This is a genomic window from Pseudomonas sp. KBS0707 (genome assembly GCF_005937945.2).
Lineage (GTDB): Bacteria > Pseudomonadota > Gammaproteobacteria > Pseudomonadales > Pseudomonadaceae > Aquipseudomonas > Aquipseudomonas amygdali.
Window position 1 is genome coordinate 2,903,641 of record NZ_CP041754.1, and the last position, 18,851, is coordinate 2,922,491.

Annotated in this window: 15 protein-coding genes and 1 pseudogene; 7 read left to right on the forward strand and 9 right to left on the reverse strand. The window is 57.2% G+C overall.

Translation table 11 applies throughout. The features are described 5' to 3' along the window. Positions 1 to 94 precede the first annotated feature (94 nt). Entirely contained in the window at positions 95 to 649 is a 555-nt protein-coding gene (locus FFH21_RS13765; RefSeq protein ID WP_004665039.1) for a hypothetical protein, read from the forward strand. A 221-nt stretch (positions 650 to 870) separates the two neighbouring features. Here FFH21_RS13765 and FFH21_RS13770 read toward each other — a convergent pair whose 3' ends face one another. The 7 genes and pseudogenes from FFH21_RS13770 to FFH21_RS13800 form a co-directional block, all read right to left on the reverse strand. Further along, positions 871 to 1,809 (reverse strand): carbohydrate kinase, encoded by a 939-nt coding sequence (locus FFH21_RS13770; RefSeq protein WP_004658118.1) that lies wholly within the window; start codon positions 1,807 to 1,809, stop codon positions 871 to 873. A gap of 22 nt (positions 1,810 to 1,831) precedes the next feature. After that, a complete protein-coding gene (gene xylB, locus FFH21_RS30210; protein WP_050772294.1) occupies positions 1,832 to 3,301 on the reverse strand; it encodes a xylulokinase in 1,470 nt (489 codons plus the stop codon). After that, positions 3,296 to 4,753: pseudogene (locus FFH21_RS30215) on the reverse strand (mannitol dehydrogenase family protein); the annotation flags it as partial. The gene xylB and the pseudogene FFH21_RS30215, both read right to left, overlap by 6 nt. 17 nt (positions 4,754 to 4,770) lie before the next feature. Next, on the reverse strand, positions 4,771 to 5,877 hold the full coding sequence (locus tag FFH21_RS13780; RefSeq protein WP_010202752.1) for an ABC transporter ATP-binding protein: 1,107 nt from the start codon (positions 5,875 to 5,877) through the stop codon (positions 4,771 to 4,773). Positions 5,878 to 5,907: 30 nt separating this feature from the next. Continuing rightward, positions 5,908 to 6,633 (reverse strand): carbohydrate ABC transporter permease, encoded by a 726-nt coding sequence (locus FFH21_RS30585; protein ID WP_011168671.1) that lies wholly within the window; start codon positions 6,631 to 6,633, stop codon positions 5,908 to 5,910. An 87-nt stretch (positions 6,634 to 6,720) separates the two neighbouring features. Next, a complete protein-coding gene (locus FFH21_RS13795) occupies positions 6,721 to 8,052 on the reverse strand; it encodes a sugar ABC transporter substrate-binding protein (RefSeq protein ID WP_011168672.1) in 1,332 nt (443 codons plus the stop codon). 240 nt (positions 8,053 to 8,292) lie between these two features. After that, positions 8,293 to 9,198, reverse strand: a complete 906-nt coding sequence (locus FFH21_RS13800) for an AraC family transcriptional regulator (RefSeq protein WP_002553636.1) — start codon at positions 9,196 to 9,198, stop codon at positions 8,293 to 8,295. A gap of 129 nt (positions 9,199 to 9,327) precedes the next feature. Between FFH21_RS13800 and cobF the strand changes: the two genes are divergently transcribed. Next, positions 9,328 to 10,086, forward strand: coding sequence for a precorrin-6A synthase (deacetylating) (gene cobF, locus FFH21_RS13805; RefSeq protein ID WP_004658112.1), 759 nt, complete (start codon positions 9,328 to 9,330; stop codon positions 10,084 to 10,086). Here cobF and FFH21_RS13810 read toward each other — a convergent pair. Together FFH21_RS13810 and FFH21_RS13815 are read right to left on the reverse strand one after the other, a co-directional pair. Further along, a complete protein-coding gene (locus FFH21_RS13810) occupies positions 10,083 to 11,417 on the reverse strand; it encodes a glycosyltransferase family 4 protein (RefSeq protein WP_019741443.1) in 1,335 nt (444 codons plus the stop codon). The two genes, cobF and FFH21_RS13810, sit on opposite strands and share 4 nt — an antisense overlap. Continuing rightward, a complete protein-coding gene (locus tag FFH21_RS13815; RefSeq protein WP_002553639.1) occupies positions 11,410 to 11,769 on the reverse strand; it encodes a response regulator in 360 nt (119 codons plus the stop codon). Before FFH21_RS13815 ends, FFH21_RS13810 begins: the two co-directional genes overlap by 8 nt. Positions 11,770 to 12,102: 333 nt before the next feature. Here FFH21_RS13815 and FFH21_RS13820 point away from each other — a divergent pair, with 333 nt between their 5' ends. The 5 genes from FFH21_RS13820 to FFH21_RS13840 all read left to right on the forward strand — a co-directional run bounded on the left by FFH21_RS13820 (position 12,103) and on the right by FFH21_RS13840 (position 18,794). Next, positions 12,103 to 15,615 (forward strand): response regulator, encoded by a 3,513-nt coding sequence (locus FFH21_RS13820; protein WP_011168674.1) that lies wholly within the window; start codon positions 12,103 to 12,105, stop codon positions 15,613 to 15,615. A 49-nt stretch (positions 15,616 to 15,664) separates the two neighbouring features. Further along, positions 15,665 to 16,486 (forward strand): protein-glutamate O-methyltransferase CheR, encoded by an 822-nt coding sequence (locus tag FFH21_RS13825; RefSeq protein ID WP_011168675.1) that lies wholly within the window; start codon positions 15,665 to 15,667, stop codon positions 16,484 to 16,486. Further along, positions 16,483 to 17,097: a chemotaxis protein CheB gene (locus FFH21_RS13830; protein WP_004658106.1), complete on the forward strand. Its 615-nt coding sequence runs from the start codon at positions 16,483 to 16,485 to the stop codon at positions 17,095 to 17,097. The genes FFH21_RS13825 and FFH21_RS13830 overlap by 4 nt, the downstream gene beginning before the upstream one ends. Continuing rightward, positions 17,091 to 18,272, forward strand: a complete 1,182-nt coding sequence (locus tag FFH21_RS13835; RefSeq protein ID WP_011168676.1) for a hybrid sensor histidine kinase/response regulator — start codon at positions 17,091 to 17,093, stop codon at positions 18,270 to 18,272. The genes FFH21_RS13830 and FFH21_RS13835 overlap by 7 nt, the downstream gene beginning before the upstream one ends. Positions 18,273 to 18,416: 144 nt before the next feature. Further along, positions 18,417 to 18,794 carry a response regulator gene (locus FFH21_RS13840; RefSeq protein WP_002553644.1) on the forward strand — a complete coding sequence of 126 codons (378 nt, stop codon included), beginning with the start codon at positions 18,417 to 18,419 and terminating at the stop codon, positions 18,792 to 18,794. The last annotated feature ends 57 nt before the right edge of the window (positions 18,795 to 18,851 follow it).

Below are 18,851 nucleotides of genomic sequence, written 5' to 3' on the forward strand. Positions count from 1 at the left end.
TAAGTTATAAAAATCAGTAAGTTATGGTTTTACTGTGCACTTGGCACTGGACTTGCTGTTTAACCTGCGCAACAGGTTCATCAGGAGGTGAAAGATGATTATTGGCACGAGTGCGCTTGAGCAGCTTGTTTCCCGGGCTGTGGTTGGGCGCAAAACCGTAGATGAGGTGTCTCAGGACGCATTCAGCTCGGTTGCCGCAGCTGGCCTGACATCAGGTTCAGCACCGGTTACCACGCCGGTCAGCAATTCAACATCGCAAGACAGCAAGCAGGACAACAGCGGTTACAACGAATCCTTCGCGCGGATGATGATCAATCTCAAGTCTGCCGGTGATTCGTCACTGTCGGAAAAGACGGCTGATCGCGACAACGGTGTCATCGGTTCAGTGGCCAGCGCCACCAGCACCACTGACACTGCATCGACGGGTTCGGTAGAACAGAAGTTCATGGACTCTCTGAAGCAGACAGCCGAAGAGAAAGTGCGCGAGAAGCTGACGGGCGTCACCCAGAAAGACTACGACGCCATGGCACCTCAGGACCAACTGGCCATTGACCAGAAAGTCCAGGACGCGCTCAAGGACAAGCAGAACAACGTTGCGGATGATATCAACACCCGCATCAGAGGTATCAAGGCCGGCATGCTGGCTTGACCAGGCGGTGGGTTCAGTTGCTTGTTCGGCGACTGTAATGGCTCTTTCGTGAGCAAGCTCACTCCCACAAATGGAATGCTTTCCAAATGGGAGTGAATCCTGAAACTTCTCCCGCTTGGAACAGGTTCGGAATGTGGGAGTGAGCTTGCTCACGAAGACTTTATTTCATGCGTTACATGTTACGGATGTACCGCTGTTTTTGTTTCTCGTCGAAAACTGAATCACCCCAACTGATGCCGATACGGCAGATCCGGCCCGACCTTTGTGCAGGTCAGCGCGGCTGCGCCGACGGCAAAATTCAGCATCTCGTCCAGGGTTTCCCGTGACAGCGTCGACAAGCCTTGTGGCGTATCGAGCTGACGCTCGCTGAGGAAGGTCAGCAGCGCCGCCTGAAAAGTATCCCCGGCCCCGACGGTATCGGCGGTGACCACCGTTTTTGCCGGCACTGACCAAGTACCATGCTGCCGGGTAAAGACGCTGGCACCTTGCGTGCCGCGGGTGACGATGACCAGTTGCGTACGCTTGCCGAGCCAGCCTTCGGCGATTTTTTGTGGGTCACTGTCCGGGTACAACAGATGCAGATCTTCATCACTGACCTTGATCAGGTGCGCATGTTCGGCGAACGCTGCGACCTGGCTGCGCCAGCGCTGAATGTCCGGTGCCGGGTTGAGGCGCACGTTGGGGTCCAGTGAAATCAGGCGCGTCGCACTTTCGCGGGCGACCAGCGCCAGCAGTGTGTCGGCAATCGGCTGCACCACCAGCGAAAACGAGCCGACGTGAATGCCGCGTACCTGCGCATCGAGTTCCGGCAGATGTTCAAGGCGCAACTGCCGGTCCGCGCAGCCGTCGCCGCGAAAGCTGTAAGTCGGCGAGCCGTCGCTGCCCACGGCGACCATGGCCAGTGTCGTGGGCGCGTCGAACTCAATCAGGTGATCGGTATTGACCGTTTCCTTTTCCAGCACGGCACGCAGACGGCGGCCCAGGTAATCGGTGGACAGCCCGGCAAAGAAGCCTGCCTCCACACCCAGGCGGCGCAGTCCGATCGCAACGTTGAATGGAGAGCCGCCGGCAATCGCATCAAACCCCAATCTGTTCAGGGAACCGCTGTCATCAGCGCGGGTAAAAATATCGAACAGTGCTTCGCCACAAACCAGAAACATAAGTGCTCCATGAAAAAACGGTTCAAACCTTGCGCAGTTGCGCCTGATAACGCTGATAGACCTGCTGATAGGCGGCCACATTATGCACCACGGGGTGCGTCTCACTGCTTTGATCGAGACTTACACAGCGTTCGCACAGTTGCTGCAGGCCCTCAGCCTTGCCGTCGGCATGCGACCAGCACCATGCGGCCTGAATGGCCGCGCCCAGTGCGGCGGCTTCTGCGTGGTCGGTACAGATCACCGGAGTATTCATGATGTCAGCTACGATCTGCCGCCATACCGCACTTTTGGAACCGCCGCCAATCAGGCGGATTTTCTCGCTTTTGATACCACTGTCGCGCAGCAGGTCCAATCCGTAGCGAAGGCCGAAGGTGGTGCCTTCGACCACGGCGCGGGACAGGTTGGCCTGGGTCAGATTGGTGCTGTCCAGGCCGACGATGCTGCCGGTGGCATCGGGCAGAGCGGGCACACGTTCGCCGTTCAGAAAAGGCAATATCAGCACGCCTTCGGCCCCTATCGGTGCCTGGGCGACGGCCTGGTTGAACCCGGCGATATCCAGAGCGAACAGCTCACGAATTGCCGTAGTCGCATTGGTCAGGTTCATGGTGCAGATCAATGGCAGCCAGCCACCAGAGGATGAGCAGAAGGTAGCGACCGACTCATGCTCGCTGACCCGCGCCTCATCGGCGTAGGCATAGACAGTGCCTGACGAGCCCAGGCTCATGGTGATCAGACCGGGCTGGATATTGCCCGTGCCAATGGCGCCCATCATGTTGTCGCCGCCACCACTGGACACCAGTGCGGCGGGGTTCAGGTCCAGCAGTCGGGCGATTTCAGGACGCAGCACGCCAACCGCTTCGTGTGCTTGCACCAATTGCGGCAGCGCCTTGCCCAGACGGTCGCTCGGGTCGATGTGCGCGAGCAGCGGCAGGTCCCACTCACGGGTGCGCACATTGAAATAACCGGTGCCCGATGCGTCTCCGAATTCAGTGCAGCAGCGGCCGGTCAGCCAATAGTTGAGGTAATCGTGGGGCAGCAGCACCTTGTCTATGCGCTCAAACAGCTGCGGGTACTGCTCCTTGGTCCACAGCAGTTTGGACACGGTATAGCCCGGCGCAATGACCAGACCAAGGCGTTGTAGGGAACCCTGCGCGCCGCCCAGGTAATCCAGCAAGCGCTGGTTTTCCGGGGCCGATTCAGTGTCGCACCACAGTTTGGCCGGGCGCAGCACCTCACCTTGAGCATCGAGTAGCACCAGGCCATGTTGCTGGCCCGATACGCCGATGCCGAGAATCTGCTGCCCCGACACGCCAGACTGTGCCAAGGCATCGCGGGTGGCCTGTTGCAGCGCGTCCAGCCATTGCCCTACGTCCTGCTCGCGGCGGCCGTTATGGTCGCTGATCAGGCTATGCGAGGCCGAACCCTCGCCCAGCACAGTACTGCTTTCGGTATCGAGCACCAGCACCTTGGTGCCCTGGGTGCCGCAGTCAATTGTGCCACTGACGCCCAGCGTGCGCAGGTCATTGAGGTTCTGCTCGAACGCTGCGACAAACTCGGCTGATTTCGGAATGGCAACGCCAAATATTTCCTCAACCTGCAACAGCCGCTGGGTAATCAGCTCGTCGTCGGCCACCAGTGCCTGACAGAACTCGGCGCGCGGGTCGGGAATTTTGTAGGTCGTGCCGTTCTCGTCGACACCCTGCAGATACAGCGACCACGCGGCAACGACCAGCGAGGCGCGCTCGAAATTGCCCTGATCGACGATCAGACGATTGATCGTCGGAATGGTGAATTTGGGGAATTTGGACGAACCGTCCGAACAAACCCGCTCCAGCTGATCGGCGATCGCCTGGTTGGAAAAGCGCTCGATCAGCGTGTCTTTATAGCCTTCCAGGTCGATGCCCGGCACCGACGCCAGCTGCGGCGTGACGTCCAGGTCCATATAAGCACGGATATAGCGCACGAACAGCGGGTCATTCATGGTTTCGTGGACAAAACGATAACCCTTGAGGAAGCCCAGATAGGTCAGGGCAAGGTGGCTGCCGTTGAGCAGTTTGATCTTCATTTCCTCATAAGGCGTCACATCATCGGTGAACTGCACGCCGACCTTTTCCCAGGCCGGGCGACCGTTGACGAACTTGTCTTCCAGCACCCATTGCACGAACGGTTCGCAGACCACCGGCCAGGCGTCGTCGATGTGCTTCTCGTCCGCCAGCTTCAGCCGGTGAGCAGCGCTGGTCATGGGGGTGATGCGGTCGACCATCGCGTTGGGGAAGCTGACGTTGTCTTTGATCCAGTCATGCAGGTCGGCATCGCGCAAGGTGGCAAATGCCAGCAGCGCCTTGCGAGTGACTGCGCCATTGTGCGGCAGGTTATCGCAGGACATCAGGGTAAAGGCTGGCGTACCTTCGGCACGGCGGCGCGCCAGTGCAGCGCAGAGGAAGCCGAATACCGTCTTTGGCTGGTCCGGGTGTGCCAAGTCATGCTGGATCTGTGGCAGATGCGCCATGAACTGGCCATTGCTGTCGTCGATGCAATAGCCGCCTTCGGTGATGGTCAGCGAGACGATGCGGATGTCCGGGCTGGACAGCTTGTCGATCAACGCCTGAGTGCTGTCTTCGGCCAGCAGCATGCCGCTGATCGAGGCAATGACGCGGGTTTCGGTATCTGGCGTGTCGCCCAGTTCGTAGAGCGTGTACAGATAGTCCTGCTGCGCCAGTGCGTCACGTACGGCTTTGTCTTCAGTGCGCAGACCGACGCCGCAGATGCTCCATTCAAAGCCCTCGCCGCTGTTCATCAGTGCATCGGTGTAAAACGCCTGATGCGCCCGATGGAAGCCGCCAACGCCGATATGGGCAATGCCCTGGCGAGTGCTTTCGACGGTGTAGGCGGGCAGGGCAATGTCGGCGTCCAGTCGGGACAGATTGTTTTTGGTCAGTTTCATGAAGGGCTCTCCGGAACTCAGGCGGCGACAGTCTGCAAGGCTTTGGCAATCACCAGACCTTGAGCGTCGAACAGGTGGCATTGGGCACTGTCCAGGTGCAGGTTCAGCGTCTCGCCGTACTGGCTGGCCAGGTCGCCACGAATACGCATGGTCAGCGCCTCGCCCGAACGGGTGCGCACATGGCAATAGGTGTCGCTGCCAAGACGTTCGCTGACATCGGCAATCACCTGCAACTGGCAATCTTCGCTCTGGGCAAGGTTCAGGTGTTCCGGGCGGATGCCCAGCGTTACCGCCGCGCCAACGCTCTGTCCTGCGCCATTGACCGGCAGACTGATGCGCGTTCCGGCATCCAGCTCGACTTCACAGCCGGCGTTGTCCACTCGACTGATCTTGCCCTTGAGGAACCCCATTTTCGGCGTGCCGAGAAAGCCTGCGACAAACAGATTGGCCGGGTGGTGATAAAGCTCCAGCGGCGAGCCGACCTGCTCGACCTTGCCGCCGTTGAGCACGACCACCTTGTCGGCCAGGGTCATGGCCTCAACCTGGTCGTGGGTCACATAAATCATCGTGGCCTGCAGCTCTTTGTGCAGGCGCGACAGCTCCAGGCGGGTTTGCACGCGCAGCGCGGCGTCGAGGTTGGACAATGGTTCATCGAAGAGAAAAATCTTCGGGTTGCGCACGATGGCCCGACCAATCGCAACACGCTGTCGTTGACCACCGGACAACTGCTTGGGTTTGCGTTCCAGCAACGGGCCGAGCTCCAGAATACGCGCGGCTTCATCGACCTTCTTCTTGATCTCGGCCTTGTCGCCACCCGCCAGGTCCAGCGCGAATGACAGGTTCTTGCCTACCGTCATGTGCGGGTAAAGCGCGTAGGTCTGGAACACCATCGCCAGATCGCGTTTGGCGGGCGTGACCTGGGTAATATCGCGGCCATCGAGTTCGATGGTCCCCGAGGTGACTTCCTCAAGCCCGGCGATGAGCCGCAGCAGGGTGGATTTGCCACAGCCCGAAGGCCCGACAAAGACCACGAACTCGCGGTCATTCACGTCCAGATCGATACCCTTGATGATTTGATGACCATCAAAGCCTTTTTGCAGGTTGCGGATGCTCAGGTTAGCCATGTTGGATTCCTTCTTGTTCTTTGAGGCGGGCTATTTGACAGCGCCGAACGACAGGCCGCGAACCAGCTGTTTCTGACTGATCCAGCCGAAAATCAGGATGGGCGCACACGCCAGGGTCGAGACCGCCGACAGCTTGGCCCAGAACAGCCCTTCGGGGCTGGAGTAGGAGGCGATCAGTGCCGTCAACGGTGCCGCTGCGGACGAGGTCAGGTTCAGCGACCAGAACGCTTCGTTCCAGCACAGGATCAGCGATAGCAGTGCTGTAGAGGCCAGCCCGCCCTTGCAGATCGGCATCAGCAGTACGCCGGACACCGGATGGAAAATCAGGTTTTTCCAGATCAGCGCGCTGACCGTGGGCATGATGAAGAAGGGCGAGATCAGCAGAACGCGGACGATGCCGCGGCCGAAAAACTCACTGGCTTCGAGCAGCGCCGAGATCAGCACGCCGAGGATTACACTGATCGCCAGTACGCTGCCGACCAGCAGCAAGGTGTTACCGGCACCGGGCAGAAAGCCGCTGTCGGTGACAAAATACTGGAAGTTCTCCAGCCCGACGAACTCGTTTTCGCCGGGGTAGAGCAGGTTGTAGCGGATCAGCGAGAAATAAATGGTCATGCCCAGCGGCACGATCATCCACACCAGCAGAAGCGCCACTGAAGGACTGACCAGAAACCAGCCCGGCTTGAATCGACGGCTTTTGAGCGGTTGCTGTTCGCCGGACAGGTCCGTGCGTTCAGGGGAGGCTGAGGTATTCATGGAGAGCTCCGAACCGGATTGCACCAGAGTTGTTGCACAGGTGAGCGGCAGGGTGAAAGCGTACGCCTTCACCCTGGTACAGTACGGTTACTCTTTCTTCTCTTTCGGGTAACCCGCTCGTTTCATGTCACGTACAGTCGCTGTTTGCGCTTTCTGCAAGGCTTGATCCACAGTGGACTGGCCTATGAGCGCTGCGGAGAACTGCTGACCGACGCTGGTCCCGATGGCCTGAAACTCAGGAATGGTGACCAGTTGAATGCCTACGTAAGGCACTGTTTTGAGCGATGGCGATTTGGGATTGGCCTTCTTCAGCGACTCAAGCGTGATATTGGCGAATGGTGCGGCTTTCTTGTACTCATCGGTGTAGGTCGAGGCACGGGTGCCTGGCGGCACGTTGGACACACCGTCGGTATCGGCAACCAGTTTGGCGTACTCTTTCGAGGTGGCCCACTGGGTGAACTCGGCAGCATCCTTGGTGTTCTTGGCGCTGGTCGGGATCGCCAGCGACCACGAATACAGCCACGACGAGCCCTTGTCGGTTACTTCATGCGGTGCGTAGGTGAAGCCGACGCTGTCGGCAACTTTGCTCTGCTTCTTGTCGGTCACGAACGAACCGGCAACGCTGGCGTCGACCCAGATGGCGCACTTGCCGCTGTTGAACAGCGCAAGGTTCTCGTTGAAACCGTTGCTGGAGGCGCCCGGCGGCCCGGACTGCTTCATGGTGTTGACGTAGAAGTTCAGCGCATTCTTCCACTCTGGCTGATCGAACTGTGGCGTCCACTGCTCATCGAACCAGCGCGCGCCATAAGCGTTGGCCAGCGTGGTGATCAGCGCCATGTTTTCGCCCCAGCCAGCCTTGCCACGCAAGCAGATGCCGTACTGTTCCTTGGACTTGTCAGTCAGTTTGCCAGCGAATTCGGCAATCTGTGTCCAGATAGGGCGCTCGGGCATGGTCAGGCCGGCGGCCTTGAACAGGTCGGTGCGGTAGTAAGTGATTGAAGCTTCAGCATAGAACGGCAGGGCGAACAGTTTGCCGTCCACCGAAAGGCCGTCACGCACGGAAGGGAACACATCGTCCAGCTCGTAACTGGCAGGCAGGTCTTTCATTTCCTGCAACCAGCCTTTCTGACCCCAGAGTGAGGCTTCGTACATGCCGATGGTCAGCACATCGAACTGGCCGCCCTTGGTGGCGATGTCGGTGGTCAGTCGTTGGCGCAGGACGTTCTCTTCCAGCACGACCCAGTTGAGCTTGATGTCGGGGTGCTTTTCTTCGAAGGTCTTGGAGAGGCGCTGCATGCGAATCATGTCACTGTTGTTGACCGTGGCGATGGTCACGGTCCCCGCTGTGGCACTGCCACTGAACACGAAACAGGTACTGAGGACGGAACTGGCGAGCAGAAGTTTTGCTGAGTTCTTCATTGATCACTCCTCTTCCACGCCCAGTGAGCAGTAGAAGGATGGTTATTGTTTTTTTCTCTTCCGGAGGTGAGGAAGATGTGGATTGATTACACCGGCGTTCGGTCGGAAAGACAAATCCTGCGCCGCACTCTGACTGATACTTTTTTGCACTGATGCACGAAAGGCCGATAGAGCCGAATCGCCTATAGGCTGGCTTCGCCGCAACTGCAGCGTAGACGATAGGCGCAAGGGCAGGGTGAATCAGTACAGGTTTTGTTCGGTCAGGCGCTGCACGGCCAGGCGGCGATAATGCGAGGGCGTCATGCCCTTGAGTTGCTGGAAGCGCCGATTGAAGTTGGAGATATTGTTGAACCCGGATTCAAAGCACACATCAGTGACCGGTTTGTCGCCATCAGCCAGCAATTCGCACGACTTGCTGATGCGCAGTCGATTGACGAACTCCACGAAGCAACGCCCTGTGGCCTGCTTGAACACTCTGGAAAAATAGGTTGGCTTCATGCCCAGATACTCGGCCACTTCCTCCAGCGGCAGCTCCCGGCCATAGTGGGCAAAGATGTAATCCACCGCCCGGTTGGTGCGATCGACGCTGTGCTCGTCAGCTGTATGGGCGACCGCAGTGCCAGAGAGCAACTGATAGTCGTCGCTGGCTGCCAGCAACTCGAGAAGAATGAAGAAATGACCCAGGCGGGTGATGCCCCGTGAGTCGGCAATCTTCTGCATCAGCTTCATGGCCTGACGAATCGTACGTTTGCAGCGAAATTCGATGCCGTAGCGGGCGCGTTCCAGTAATGGTGTCAGGGTTTTTAGTTCGGCAAACACCTGATTGCCACTTTCCAGCAGTTCATCGGTGAAGTTGACCAGCATGTCGCGTTTGGCCACAACTTCACCCTCATCGATCTGGCTGATCCAGTTATGCGGCAGGTTGGGACCGGTCAGAAACAGGCTGGCAGGGTTGAAATTGCCGATGTAATCGCCGACAAATACCTTGCCTGAGCTGGCCACAATCAAATGCAGCTCGTATTCCTTGTGAAAGTGCCAGCGCACCAGCGGACAGGGGAATCCGTGCTCGCGATAAATGATCGACAGCCCGTTGTGGTCGTCCATCAATTCGTAGGAAGGGTCGGCGATTCTTGTTGTTTTACTCATGGCTATGTCGTGTTCAGCAGTTGCCAGAACGATAATGTGCCTGATTTTCAGCTTCAATGCCCGGTCGCTGACAAAAATCACCTACGATCAGGCGTCTCACATGATTTGCCACAGTGGAGTGGTTATCCGATGAAACAGATCCTGCTGATTGGCATGGGGGCCGGTGATCCCGAGCAGATTACCTTGCAGGCCATTGCCGCGCTGAACCGTGCCGACGTGATCTTCATCCTCGACAAGGGCTATGTCGACGATGAGCTGCTGCGCCTGCGCAAAGCGCTTTGCCAGCGGCATATCACTCATCAGGACTATCGTCTGGTACAGGTTCAGGACCCTCGGCGCGAAGGCGACCCTGATGCCTACGAGCGGGGTATCGAAAGTTGGCACGAGCAGCGCGCTGCATTGTTCGAACGGCTGTTGACCGATGAGCTTGGCGCAGATCAGGTTGGTGCATTTCTGGTCTGGGGCGATCCGTCACTGTATGACAGCACCATGCGCATCCTTGACCGCGTATTGGCGCGCGGCAGGGAAACATTCGAATATCAGGTGATTCCCGGCATCACCAGTGTCCAGAGCCTGGTGGCGCAACACCGGATACCGCTCAATCGTATTGGTGAGTCGATTCACATCACCACAGGGCGACGCCTGGCGGCGGCAGCGCTTGAGCAACACAGCAATATCGTGGTGATGCTGGATGCACAGTGCACATTCGAGCGTTACGTCGGGCAGGGGCTGGATATCTATTGGGGCGCTTATCTGGGCACCGCGGACGAGATACTGGTGTCTGGCAGGCTCGATGACGTGTGTGAGCAGATCAAGCTGTTGCGCGCCGAAGCGCGCGACCGCAGGGGGTGGATCATGGATACTTATCTGTTGCGCAAACCAGCTTAGACCGTATCTTCAGCCTTGTTACGGCTCTTGGCTTCGATCCACTGCGCCATGTACTTGGTGCTCTTGTGGTGATGATGGCGAAGCATGGCGCCGGTGAAGTTCGCCAGACGATGCTCGGGCAACTGGTTACGAAGGGTCTGAATGCGCTCGATCAGGCCCGCACAGTGTTGCCGATGCTGGTAACGCGCTTGCAGCAACGCCAGCCCGGCGTTCTGCGCTTCTAGCCAGCGGGTCTGGTCTTGATAGAGTCTGACCGCAGCATCAGCGATGTCTTTCGGGTTATCGGCGATGACGCCAGGCCACGGCAGCCCGCCGCTCATGGCTTCTGCGCCGATCACAGTGGTGATTGACGGAGTGCCGCAGAGCATGGCATCCATCAATTTGCCCTTGATGCCGGCACCGAAACGCAACGGCGCAAGACAGATGCGTGCTGATGACATGACCTGCAACGCATCTTCAGCCCATTGCTTCACATGAAACCCTTGAGCGCCATTGTGCAGCGCTGTTGCCTTGGGTGGCGTGTAGGCACCGTAAATATGCAGCTGCGCTTCAGGCAATTGCTGACGGATCAGCGGCCAGATTGCGGTTTTCATCCATAGCACCGCATCCCAGTTGGGGGCGTGACGGAAATTACCGATGCTGAGGAAGTGTGCGCGCTCTGCAAAAGGCCGAACGCTGTCGGGAACGCCGTCAATCATTAGCGGACACCAGTGCAGCAGCGAGGCGGGCAGCCCAAAGGAACCGGTCAGTAATGCCATTTCAACGTCGGATGTCATCAGGTTCAGGTCGCAGCGATACAACGATGCGACCTCGCGCTGCGCCAGCTCGCTGGAGGCGATCTGCTTGAAAAGCCCCGGCGTTGAAGTGTCGCAGATATCGCTCGGATCACCCGCGGAATCGCTGTTCAGCGAGTCCTTCAACATCTGATGGCGTGCATGGCGCAGGCTTTGAAAATCCGACGTTTCCAGAATGCGCAGGGCGTCGGGGCATTGTTGCTCGACGCGCCAGCCGAACTGCTCTTCGATCATGAACTGATCAAAAACAACGATATCGGGCTGCAATTTGCTGACAAACAGGTCAAAACTGCTGTCATTGAGCGCGATTCGTACTTCCTCGATGCCCAGGCTGACCAGATCGGCCCTATGTTCACCTTCAGTGGCAGGGCTGGCAAAGGTAATCTGCCAGTTTTGCTCGAGGAAGCATTGGATCAGTTGCATCATGTGCCCGCTGGCAGCCGAAGAGCGTGGCTCGGGCCATACGTAACCGATGATCAATACACGTGTACTGGCGTGCGTGTCGGTGTGACTGAAAGCAGCTTTGATGTCAGTCAAGGATGCTTTTTACCTTGTCACGCAACTGGTCGATCGAAAAAGGCTTGCCGATCGAATGCATGCCTGGCGGCACATCGATGTTCTCGGAGTAACCGCTGGCGAACAGTACCGGCAATTGAGGCCGCAGTTCGATGACCTTTTTAGCCAACGCGGTGCCCTTCATGTCGGGCAACCCCTGATCAGTCATCAACAGGTCGATGTGCCTGGTATCGTCGACAACGAAAGTCAGAGCTGAAGTGGCGTCCTCGGCTTCCAGTACCTTGTATTCCAGCTCTTCGAGCACGTCGACAATCAGCATGCGCACAATGGCGTCGTCTTCGACCACGAGAATGGTGCGGGCTGTGTCCGGCATTGTTGACTCCTTAAACCTGAAAAATGGTGATAGCGCAGACAGCATGGAATGCCATGCTTCCTTTTCCGGCAGCTCAGCGTAACCGAGCGCGGTCCTGTCCACTGTTGATACTGTCCCTGTATCAGTAAATAAAAACCGGGTGGAAGTTCAATCGGCGCACAAATACGGTGAATTGTGAGGGGGATTGATGGCTTTACGTCATGAACGCGATATGTGAGTGAGCTTATCACCGATTTATGTGTGAAATTTCAATGTTCTATGTCAGAAATAAGAGTGTTTTTCGTGGGTTTACGGCAAACTCTACGGTTTTGATCCACTCGTCAGGGATATTTCATGAATCGGACGTCTGTTGTCGATGAGCAACGCTTTCGAAAACTGCTGGGGCGTAACGTAGGCTTGCCATTGGGTGTGGGGGTACTGAGCGCCGTTTTCTTCATTTTGCTGATCAGTTATCTGCTCACGGCCATACAGTGGGTCGAGCACACTGACCGGGTGATCAATAACACCAACCGTTCGATGAAACTGTCGATAGACATGGAAACCGGCATGCGCGGTTTTCTGCTGACCGGCGATCAACACTTCCTCGACCCCTATGAAATCGCCAAACCGTTGCTGGTTGCCGAGCTGGACGGACTCAAGAGTCTGGTCGAAGACAACCCGACGCAACAGGACCGGTTCAGGCGTCTGTCCACGATGCAGCAGGAGTGGAATGCGTTTGCTCAGGAGATGATCAATCTGCGGCGCAACAACGGCGACTATCAAACTGCTGTGCTCGCCGGACGTGGCAAGCGAATTACTGATCAGATCCGCACCGAGTACGATCAGGCTGTCGAAATGGAACAGCAACTTCGGTTGACCCGCAACGCAGAGGTCACGCGCAGTACCATTCTTTCCGTCTGCCTGTATCTGATATTCGTGGTGATTGTCAGCGCTATCCTGGCGTATATCGGACGACGTGATTTGCTGTCGCTTTCGGCCACCTACAGCGAAAACCTCAGGCTGCAGGAAATCAATGCCGAGCGTCTGCAAAAAGTCGCCTGGTTGCGCAACGGTCAGAGCGAACTGGCCGAACAGGTACTGGGTCAGTTGACACTCAATATGTTGGGTCGAAACATCCTTCAGTTTCTGACTCATTATCTGGGCGCGTCGGTGGCGGCGGTCTATATTCGCCAGGATCACGGCGGCTTGACGCGTGCTGCTTCCTACGGTTTCTCTCGCGAACAGGAGCAGCAGGATCAGACCATTCACAGCGATGAAGGCATTGTGGGGCAGGCCGCACAACAGGACCGGATCATCACGCTGGATGAACTGCCCGAAAATTACTTCAAAGTGGCTTCCGGTCTGGGTGAAGGCTCGCCGCGCAGCATAGTGGCAGTGCCTACCAGCAATGACGATCAGGTCAACGGGGTGATCGAGTTGGGCTTTCTGCGCCCGCTTACCGAGCAGGATCTAGAGTTTCTTGAGCTGATCGCGGACAACATTGGCACTTCGATTGAAGCGGCCCGTTATCGCCAGCGTCTGCAAGAGGTGCTGGCCGAGACCCAGCAACTCAACGAAGAATTGCAGGTGCAGCAGGAAGAATTACGCACGGCCAACGAAGAGCTGGAAGAGCAGTCGCGTATTCTCAAGGAGTCTCAGGCACACCTGGAAACTCAGCAGGCCGAGCTGGAACAGACCAACGAGCAACTGGCCGATCAGAGTCAGGCACTGGCCGATCAGCGTGATGCGCTGGACCGTAACAACGAGGAACTGAGCATCGCTCAGGCCGAGTTGCAGGCGCGTGCGGACGAGCTGCAGCGCGCCAGCAAGTACAAGTCCGAGTTCCTTGCCAACATGTCCCATGAGCTGCGCACGCCGCTCAACAGTTCGCTGATCCTGGCCAAGCTGCTGGCCGAAAATCCTGGCGAAAATCTGACCGCCGAACAGGTCAAGTTTGCCGAGTCGATCTATTCGGCGGGTAATGACCTGTTGAACCTGATCAACGACATTCTGGATATTTCCAAGGTCGAAGCCGGCAAGCTCGAAATGCGCCCGGAAAACAGCAGCGTATCTCGTCTTGTCGAAGGCCTGCGCAGCATGTTCAAGCCGCTTGCCGCCGAGAAAAAGCTGGCGTTCACGGTCGACATACAGGCAGGCGCGCCGACCATGCTGTTCACGGACCGCCAGCGTCTTGAACAGATTCTCAAGAACCTGCTGTCCAACGCGATCAAATTCACCGAAGCGGGCGCCGTCAGCATGGTCGTTTCGCGCCAGCCGGGTGCAGGCATCGTGTTTATCGTGCGCGACTCGGGCATCGGCATCGCCGAGGAGCATCAGCAGGGTATATTCGAGGCATTCCGTCAGGCAGATGGCACCACCAACCGGCGTTATGGCGGTACCGGGCTGGGGTTGTCGATCTCCCGCGATCTGGCGGCATTGCTGGGCGGATCCATCAGTGTGACCAGCGCGCCAGGGCAGGGCAGTATTTTCAGCCTGGTGTTGCCGGAAAGCTATGTCGAGCAAGGCCCTCAAGAGCCAGGCAATGAGTCTGCGGTCATGGTTGCGCCTCCCGCGCCATCGTTGCCGGTTCCTGCCGCGCCGGTCATCCAGCAGTCGGCCCCGGTGCCGGTGGAAACACCTGTAGCCGTGTTTGCCGATGATCGTGACAAGGCACCGTTTCAGCGGCGCTGCATTCTGGTCATCGAAGATGAAGTGCGCTTCGCTCAGATCCTCTTCGATCTGGCCCATGAGCTGGGCTATGAGTGTCTGGTCGCGCATGCTGCGGATGAAGGGTTCAACCTGGCGTCACGCTACACGCCGGACGCGATCCTGCTGGACATGCGCCTGCCGGATCACTCGGGCCTGACCGTGCTTCAGCGTCTCAAGGAGCTGGCACCTACCCGACACATTCCGGTGCATGTAATTTCGGTCGAGGATCGCCAGGAAGCTGCGCTGCACATGGGCGCCATTGGCTACGCCGTCAAGCCGACCACCCGCGAAGAGCTCAAGGATGTATTCGCCAAGCTGGAGGCCAAACTGACCCAGAAGGTCAAACGCATCCTGCTGGTCGAAGACGATGCGCTGCAACGTGACAGCATTGCTCGCCTTATCGGCGACGATGATATTGAAATCACTGCGGTGGGTTTTGCCCAGGAGGCCTTGGACCTGCTGCGCGAGAATGTCTACGACTGCATGATCATCGACTTGAAACTGCCGGACATGCTTGGCAATGAGCTGCTCAAGCGCATGTCCACGGAAGACATCTGCGCCTTTCCGCCGGTGATTGTCTATACCGGGCGCAACATGACCCGTGATGAAGAAGCCGAGCTGATGAAATATTCGCGTTCTATCATTATCAAGGGCGCACGCTCGCCTGAACGCCTGCTGGACGAGGTCACGCTGTTCCTGCACAAGGTCGAGTCGCAACTGTCCAACGAGCGACAAAAGATGCTCAAGACTGCGCGCAGCCGTGACAAGGTCTTTGAAGCGCGCAAGATCCTTGTGGTCGATGACGACGTGCGTAACATTTTCGCCCTGACCAGCGCCCTGGAGCACAAGGGGGCAGTGGTGGAAATTGCCCGCAATGGTCTTGAAGCGATTGCAAAGCTCAATGAGGTCGAAGACATCGATCTGGTCCTGATGGACGTGATGATGCCTGAAATGGACGGCTACGAAGCCACCATCGAGATCCGCAAAGACCCGCGCTGGCGCAAGCTGCCGATCATCGCCGTTACTGCCAAGGCCATGAAAGATGATCAGGAGCGTTGTCTGCAGGCAGGTTCCAACGATTACCTGGCCAAGCCCATTGACCTGGATCGACTGTTTTCACTGATTCGCGTCTGGCTGCCGAAGATGGAGCGCATTTGAATGAGGGCTCACTGGCCGTGCTTTCCGGGGCGCAAAAACGGATGGCATCATGCACCTTGATCGAAGCATAGAGATCGAGCTGCGCCTGCTGATAGAGGCTATCTACCTCCAGTACAGCTACGATTTCCGCGACTATTCCGGTGCGTCAATCAAGCGCCGCGTGATCCATGCGTTGCGTCAGTTCGATTGCGCGACCATCTCGGCCCTGCAGGAGCGTGTGCTTCATGACCCGGCAGCATTCATGCAGCTGCTGCAGATTCTCACCATCCCGGTGAGTGATATGTTCCGTGACCCCTCGCACTTTCTGGCGATCCGCAACGAGGTCGTGCCGGTGCTACGCACTTATCCGTCGATCAAGGTGTGGATTGCCGGTTGCAGTACGGGTGAGGAAGTTTATTCAACGGCTATTCTATTGCGCGAAGAGGGGCTGCTGGAGCGGACCATCATTTATGCGACCGATATCAATCCCAGCTCTTTGGAGAAGGCCAAGCAGGGCATCTTTTCCATGGATAACCTGCGCACCTATACGGAGAACTACCGTAACTCGGGAGGGCAGCGCAATTTCGCCGATTACTACACGTCTGCCTACGATTACGCGATCTTCGACAAGACACTGTGCGAGAACGTCACTTTTGCCGATCACAGTCTGGCCACAGATAGTGTATTCTCCGAAACGCAATTTGTTTCCTGTCGTAACGTACTGATTTACTTCAACAAAAAACTTCAGGATCGAGCTTTCGGGTTATTTCATGACTCGCTGTGTCATCGCGGCTTTCTGGCGCTGGGCAGTAAGGAAACCCTGGATTTCTCTGCCTACGGCGGGGCGTTCGAGACGCTGGTGAAACCCGAGCGGATCTACCGGAAATTATGAGAACCACCTTTGACGATGACCTGTCCTGCGGCCCGTTGCCCGTGGTCGATGCTATTGTCTTAGGCGCGTCAGCGGGGGGTGTAGAGGCCCTGCTGAAAATATTCAGAAATCTGCGGCCGGGTTTCAGTCTGCCTATATTGATGGTGTTGCATTTGCCGGATGACCGGCGCAGCCAGTTGGCCCATGTATTTCAGAATCGCTTGGCGATCCCGGTCAAGGAAGCCGATGACAAGGAAGATATCGTGCCGGGCACTTTGTACGTTGCGCCAGCGGGTTACCACGTCTCGGTGGAGTCTGACTTTTCACTGTCATTGAGTCAGGAAGACAGGGTGTTTTACTCAAGGCCCAGTATCGACATTTTGTTCGGTTCGGCCGCGGATGCCTACGGCCCGCGACTGGCTGGCGTATTGCTGACTGGTGCCAATAATGACGGCGCACAAGGTTTGCTGCAGATCAAGAAGTATGGTGGTTTCACGGTGATTCAAGACCCCTCGCAGGCCCAGGCGTCGACCATGCCCCAGGCGGGCCTGGTGTTGCACTCGCCGGATTACCTTCTTTCCCTGAACGATATTGGCCGCTTGCTGGTCGAGTTGGAACGAACCGCATGTTAAGTGAAATTCAGGCAAAACTGCTCATCGTTGATGATTTGCCGGAAAACCTGCTGGCCCTCGAGGCGCTGATCAAGCGCGGTGATCGACTCGTCTACAAGGCACTCTCGGCGGACGAAGCGTTGTCACTGCTGTTGCAGCACGAGTTCGCGCTGGCCATCCTCGACGTCCAGATGCCTGGAATGAACGGGTTCGAGCTGGCCGAGATGATGCGCAGCACCGAGAAGACCAAGAGCATACCGATCGTTTTCGTCAGCGCTGCCGGTCGCGAGCTCAATTATGCCTTCAAGGGCTATGAAAGTGGTGCCGTGGACTTCCTGCACAAGCCGCTGGATATCCATGCGGTAAAGAGCAAGGTCAATGTTTTCGTTGATCTGTATCGGCAGCGCAAGGCCATGAAACTACAGGTCGAAGAGCTGGAGCACAGTCGCCAGGAGCAGGAAGCCTTGCTCAAGCGTCTGCAGTCGACCCAGGGCGAACTGGAACACGCGATCCGTATGCGTGATGACTTCATGTCCATCGTTTCCCACGAGGTGCGTACGCCGCTCAACGGTCTGATTCTGGAGACCCAGCTGCGCAAACTTCACCTGGCCAAAGACAACGCTTCAGCGTTCACCATGGAAAAGCTGCGGGCAATGGTCGACCGCGACGAGCGGCAGATTCAGAGCCTTATCCGCCTGATAGAAGACATGCTTGATGTCTCCAGAATTCGTACCGGCAAGCTGTCGATCAGGCCGAGCCCGTTTGACTTGAGCGAACTGGTCTGTCAGTTGCTGGAAAGCTTTGCCGCACAGATTGCCGCCGCCGATTCGACGGTCACCCGGCTTGCCGAACAGCCGGTGATCGGCGTCTGGGACGAGTTCCGTATCGAGCAAGTGGTTGCCAACCTGTTGACCAATGCGCTGCGCTACGGTGCGCGCAAACCGATTGAAGTGCATGTGTACAGCAGGGAGGGCGAAGCCTTCATTGAGGTTCGGGATCAAGGCATCGGTATTACTGCTGAAAACCAGAAGCGCATCTTTCAGCAATTCGAGCGAGTATCGAGCAATCACGCTGTTGCCGGGCTTGGCCTGGGATTGTTCATTTCCGATCAGATCGTCATGGCCCACGGCGGTCGTATCGAGGTGGAGAGCGAAGAAGGCAAGGGTTCGGTCTTTCGTATCTGCCTGCCTTTATAGATGACAGCTGCTGTCGATACAGGTGACAGCCGTTGGCGATGTAGGTGATAGCCACTGGCAATCAAGTTTAATCACACATCGGCGCAACCTCCCATGCATGCCGTGGTCGTAATGGCAGCTATTTATAAGATCAAAGGCAGTTCAATGAGCGCTGATGCAGAAAACGTCGTATTAATCGTCGAAGACGAACCCCTGATCCTGATGCTCCTGGCCGATTATCTGTCTGGTGAGGGGTATCGAGTCCTGAAAGCCGAGAATGGTGAGCAGGCTTTCGAGATTCTGGCGACCAAACCCCACCTTGACCTGATGATCACCGATTATCGATTGCCGGGTGGTGTCTCGGGTGTACAGATTGCCGAGCCTGCGGTGATGCTTCGACCGGAGTTGAAAGTGATCTTCATCAGCGGCTATCCGGCGGAAATACTCGATTCGGGCAGCCCCATTGCGCTGAAGGCACCCATTCTTGCCAAACCGTTCACCATGGAAACGCTGCATTCGCGTATTCAGGAACTGCTGGCCTGACAACGCGCTTTAACCGTCGAGTGAGCATGCCGCCTTTCAGGCAGGAGTCGTGCACAG

Excerpts from the sequence above, each read along its gene's own strand:
- FFH21_RS13825 (WP_011168675.1), top strand. The coding sequence starts at position 15,665 with ATGCACCTTGATCGAAGCATAGAGATCGAGCTGCGCCTGCTGATAGAG.
- FFH21_RS13840 (WP_002553644.1), top strand. The coding sequence starts at position 18,417 with ATGAGCGCTGATGCAGAAAACGTCGTATTAATCGTCGAAGACGAACCC.
- FFH21_RS13815 (WP_002553639.1), bottom strand. The coding sequence starts at position 11,769 with ATGCCGGACACAGCCCGCACCATTCTCGTGGTCGAAGACGACGCCATT.
- cobF (WP_004658112.1), top strand. The coding sequence starts at position 9,328 with ATGAAACAGATCCTGCTGATTGGCATGGGGGCCGGTGATCCCGAGCAG.
- FFH21_RS13770 (WP_004658118.1), bottom strand. The coding sequence starts at position 1,809 with ATGTTTCTGGTTTGTGGCGAAGCACTGTTCGATATTTTTACCCGCGCT.
- FFH21_RS30585 (WP_011168671.1), bottom strand. The coding sequence starts at position 6,633 with ATGAATACCTCAGCCTCCCCTGAACGCACGGACCTGTCCGGCGAACAG.
- FFH21_RS13830 (WP_004658106.1), top strand. The coding sequence starts at position 16,483 with ATGAGAACCACCTTTGACGATGACCTGTCCTGCGGCCCGTTGCCCGTG.
- FFH21_RS13835 (WP_011168676.1), top strand. The coding sequence starts at position 17,091 with ATGTTAAGTGAAATTCAGGCAAAACTGCTCATCGTTGATGATTTGCCG.
- FFH21_RS13780 (WP_010202752.1), bottom strand. The coding sequence starts at position 5,877 with ATGGCTAACCTGAGCATCCGCAACCTGCAAAAAGGCTTTGATGGTCAT.
- FFH21_RS13795 (WP_011168672.1), bottom strand. The coding sequence starts at position 8,052 with ATGAAGAACTCAGCAAAACTTCTGCTCGCCAGTTCCGTCCTCAGTACC.
- FFH21_RS13800 (WP_002553636.1), bottom strand. The coding sequence starts at position 9,198 with ATGAGTAAAACAACAAGAATCGCCGACCCTTCCTACGAATTGATGGAC.
- FFH21_RS13765 (WP_004665039.1), top strand. The coding sequence starts at position 95 with ATGATTATTGGCACGAGTGCGCTTGAGCAGCTTGTTTCCCGGGCTGTG.
- FFH21_RS13820 (WP_011168674.1), top strand. The coding sequence starts at position 12,103 with ATGAATCGGACGTCTGTTGTCGATGAGCAACGCTTTCGAAAACTGCTG.